The organism is uncultured Veillonella sp., from assembly GCF_934190855.1.
Lineage (GTDB): Bacteria > Bacillota > Negativicutes > Veillonellales > Veillonellaceae > Veillonella.
This window is the reverse complement of the sequence record NZ_CAKPTN010000228.1, coordinates 1-1,911: the sequence shown is the minus strand read 5'-3', so window position 1 is coordinate 1,911 and position 1,911 is coordinate 1. Positions and strand designations below refer to the sequence as shown.

General features: G+C 41.0%; 2 protein-coding genes. Both read right to left on the bottom strand.

The window, feature by feature from the left end; all coding sequences use genetic code 11:
• Nucleotides 1-515 (bottom strand): OB-fold nucleic acid binding domain-containing protein (locus Q0F90_RS09070; RefSeq protein WP_296004946.1); only part of this gene is annotated, 515 nt, incomplete at its 3' end.
• An 8-nt stretch (nt 516-523) separates the two neighbouring features.
• Entirely contained in the window at nt 524-1,795 is a 1,272-nt protein-coding gene (gene hisS / locus Q0F90_RS09065; RefSeq protein WP_296004943.1) for a histidine--tRNA ligase, read from the bottom strand.
• Nucleotides 1,796-1,911 lie beyond the last annotated feature (116 nt).

Here is a 1,911-nt window from a genome sequence, read left to right as displayed (position 1 = left end):
GTTTCAATTTCCAAGAAATCGCGGCTATCGAAGAAGTCGCGCATAGCTTTTGTTACTTTATGACGTAAAATCAAGTTGCGTTGCATTTCTGGACGACGCAAGTCAAGGTAACGGTATTTCAAACGAATATTTTCATCTACATCGATATCATCTTGGATATAGAATGGAGGAGTTTTAGCGGAGTTCAATACGCGTAACTCTTCACAGAACATTTCGTATGCACCTGTAGGAAGATTTGGATTAATAGCTGCTTCATCACGTTTTGTAATTTTACCACGTACACAAAGTACATATTCGTTACGAACATCCTCTGCTTTGTGGAAAGATTCTACGTTATGATCTGGGGACGCTACGATTTGTACTACGCCAGAACGATCGCGTAAGTCCAAGAAAATCAAACCACCATGGTCACGACGGCGTTCAACCCAACCACATAATACGACCTCTTTACCTACCTCTTGTTCAGAGATGGTGCCACAACCGTGCGTACGGTGTAAGCCTTGCATTGTTTCCATTCTAATTGTCATCCTTTCACCAAAGAAGTTATACGCTCAGACACTGCATTGAGAGATACAGTCTCTTGTTCACTAGTATCCATGAATCGGATAATGGCTTCTCCACGAGCCAATTCATCATCACCCAATATGATAACATATTTTGCATTAATTTTGTTAGCATATTTTAATTGTGCCTTCATACTCTTGCCCTGTCCGTCCATTTCAACGGTTACATATGCATCATGTAATGCTTGGCAGATTTTGAAAGCCTCTACCTTAGCCGCATCACCAAGGGCTACTACGAACGCAGATGGTTCTACAGTTGGCTCTGGTAATAAGTTTTGTTTTTCAAGGGCTAAAAGCAAACGTTCCATACCCATTGCAAAACCAATGGCTGGCGTATGAGGACCATCGAGCTCCTCTACTAGACCATCGTAACGGCCACCACCGGCTATGGCACTTTGAGCGCCTAGTGGAGTATATTGTACTTCAAATGCTGTTTTAGTGTAATAATCAAGACCGCGTACGAGACGAGGGTTTAATGTATATTGCACATTAGCAGCCGTTAAATAGGTTTTCAATTCTTCGAAGTGATCATGACACTCGCCACATAAATGTTCGTGAATTTCAGGAGCACCTACAGACAAGGATTTACATGTTTCATTTTTACAGTCCAAGATACGCAACGGATTTTTATATAAACGCTCTTGGCAATCGCTACATAATTGTTCTTTTTTAGGTTCAAAGAAAGCGATTAATTTTTCCCGGTATACAGGGCGGCAAGTTGGACAGCCTACGGAGTTTACTTCTACATTGAGATCTTTAAGGCCAAAGTCTTTCAACAATTGTACAACCATGCAGATAACTTCACTATCTACAACTGGAGATTGAGAGCCTAATACCTCTGCACCAAATTGGTGGAATTGACGGTAACGACCTGCTTGTGGTTTATCATGACGGAACATGGGTCCCATGTAATACCATTTTGTAAGGCCTTCTTTACCATATACTTTATTTTCTAAGTATGCGCGCACAGCAGACGCTGTATTTTCTGGGCGCAAAGTGAAGCTAGAGCCACCTTCATCGCCAGTAGTAAAGGTGTACATTTCTTTTTGTACTACATCTGTAGTTTCACCGATGCCGCGCAAGAATAATTTAGTATCTTCAAAGGCAGGTGTGCGAATTTCATTGAACCCGTATACTTTGCAAATCTCGCGCATACGTTGTTCAATATAGTGCCAATTTATCATTTGTTCTGGCAAAAAGTCTTGTGTACCTCTTGGTTTTCTAATAGCCATTACACAACCTCCCAAAATTTTTCACAAATTCTATGTCGTTTCTCTAATAGTGCATCTATCGTTGCGTGGTAAACATCTACATCCTTAGGCATATGCTGTTTCAATTGACGATATTC

Coding starts and splice junctions, on each gene's coding strand:
- hisS (WP_296004943.1), bottom strand. CDS start 1,795: ATGGCTATTAGAAAACCAAGAGGTACACAAGACTTTTTGCCAGAACAA.